Genomic DNA, 2245 nt, shown 5'->3' on the forward strand with positions numbered 1-2245 from the left:
GCGCAGATTGCCCTGCATCACCGCGATGGAGGCCATCAGGCTGCCCGCAGGGGCAGTTGCATCCAGTGACTGGTTCAGCTTGCCATCGGCGATCTCCCCACCTGACTGGCATTGGCCTGTATGCCGCCAATCAGGCCGCGCAGATTGCCCTGCATCACCGCGATGGAGGCCATCAGGCTGCCCGCAGGGGCAGTTGCATCCAGTGACTGGTTCAGCTTGCCATCGGCGATCTCCCCGGCCAGCCGGGCCGCCAGTTCCGGCTCGCCTCCCAGTGCGCGGTAAATCTTGCGCGCCATCCACACCGCCACCGCACCAATGGCGACAAACAACAACAGCCCGGTCAACATGTAGCGCAGCGCCGCCTGCCAGAAGGCGGCCTGGATGTCATCCGTCCAGGCACCAAAGCCGATCACCCAGTCCCAGCCGTCAATGCGGGTGACACCATTGATTTTCAGCACCTCGTCACTGCCGCCGGGCTTCACCACCATCAGCTCGACAAAGCCGATGTCCTGCGTGGCCAGCACATCCAGATAACGGTTGAAGTCATGGCGGCCATCCGGCAGCTGCTTGCCGAAATCCACCTGCCCCACGCCCTTGTCACCCGGCAATACCAGACCCAGCGCACCGGTGGTACGCGCCCACAGATACAGGCTTTTCTGGTAGCGCATGCTGCGCAAGGCATCGATGGCACGGCGCTGTGCCTCGGCACGGCTCAGCTGCCCGCCCTGCTCCAGCTGCTGAAAGTGCTTTACCTGCTGCGCCGCCAGCGTCAGCACGGTACGAATGGCTTCATGGCGTTGTTCCAGCATGGTGCTGCGCAGCGACACCAGGCCCATGACGGCCAGCAACAGCCCGCCCGCTGCCGCCAGCCCCACAATCAGCCCCAGCCGTGTTGAAAGTTTCATGTTTCGTCTCCTCCTTGTTGTATGCAGCGCCGTCCGGGCTGTGCCATCATCATTGCCCTGTACCGGACATACGCTGGCGCACCATTCTGGTGACTTGCATCCATGAGAAGTAGTCGACCCGGCCACTAGCAGTTATAACAAGCTGCTATGACTGACCCTTGCAGGAGACAGACAGGTGTTTAAGATCAAGGCGGTGATATTTGATTGCGATGGCACGCTGGTGGATAGCGAAAGCCTGTCCGCGCGGCTGATCGGGCGCATCCTGCAACAGCATGGCCATGCACTGGATGAAGCCACCATCCTGCAGCATTTCCGTGGCCGGCCCTATGCGCGCTTTCTGGACGACATCAGCCAGCACTTTCCGCAACTGGACCGTGAACTGTTCAGCCGTCAGTTCCGTGAGCAAAGCCTGCCACTGCTGGCAAGCGAACTGGACACCATGCCCGGCGCGCATGATTTGCTGGCCGCACTGCAACTGCCGCGCTGCATAGCTTCCAACGGCCCGCGCGAAAAGATAGAAACCAGCCTTAACAGCACCGGGCTGAAACCCTATTTTGGCGACGCCATCATCAGTGCCTACGAAGTCAATGCCTGGAAGCCGGACCCGGCGCTGATTCACCATGCGCTACAACTGCTTGGCGTAGCCGCTGCCGATTGCCTGCTGGTGGAAGACAGCGCCTCCGGCATTGCCGCCGGACTCGCCGCGGGCGTGGCCGTGGCAGGCGTACACCTGCACGAGGACACCGCCGCCCGCTTTGCCGGGCAGATTGCCATCTTCCCCGGCCTGCCCCAGCTGGCTGCGGGATTGGGTTTGCCGGTCGGCATCAGTAGCGCCCGCTAGCACAACAAAATCTCCCGCACGCCCTCAGGCCGTCCCCACCCGGCAGTCCATTACCCCTCGGCTGATATCACTCACTAGCAGGGGCAGGGCTGCACATGCCCCCTTGTCTGCCGTGCATCTGCCCACCCTGCATTTGCCCGGCCTCATTGCGCGTCGTCACCGACATCGCCCCCAACACCATGGATACGTCTTTTGATCAGGACGGCCGGTAAAACTGGCTGAACAGACATTGCCGGTCACAGGCTCGCCCGGTGTAATGCCCGATCCATTTCCACCGGCACGAAGGGTCACCACGGCATGGCAACACCTGTAAACCAAACACGGCAACGCTTGTTACCACCCTGGCAATGCCTCCCTTGTCAGGCAACGCGCAGCACCATCTGACCCACCCCAGGCCCCCGCCCATGCGTAACCCCTACCAGCTCACCTTCCCCTCCCGTTTCCAGCTCGCACCGTCCGTGCATTCCTTTCAGCTTGAAGAAGCACTGGACAGCCCTTA

The 2245-nt window shown here is 62.0% G+C and carries 2 protein-coding genes; one reads left to right on the forward strand and one right to left on the reverse strand.

From position 1 onward, the window contains the following. Positions 1-74: 74 nt before the first annotated feature. Positions 75-905 carry a cache domain-containing protein gene (locus AWT75_RS20300; RefSeq protein ID WP_062791560.1) on the reverse strand — a complete coding sequence of 277 codons (831 nt, stop codon included), beginning with the start codon at positions 903-905 and terminating at the stop codon, positions 75-77. Positions 906-1080: 175 nt separating this feature from the next. On the opposite strand from AWT75_RS20300, the gene AWT75_RS20305 reads away from it, so the two are divergent. Beyond that, entirely contained in the window at positions 1081-1746 is a 666-nt protein-coding gene (locus AWT75_RS20305; RefSeq protein WP_062791562.1) for an HAD-IA family hydrolase, read from the forward strand. Positions 1747-2245: the final 499 nt, after the last annotated feature.

It is taken from the genome of Aquitalea pelogenes, from assembly GCF_001515305.1.
GTDB lineage: Bacteria > Pseudomonadota > Gammaproteobacteria > Burkholderiales > Chromobacteriaceae > Aquitalea > Aquitalea pelogenes.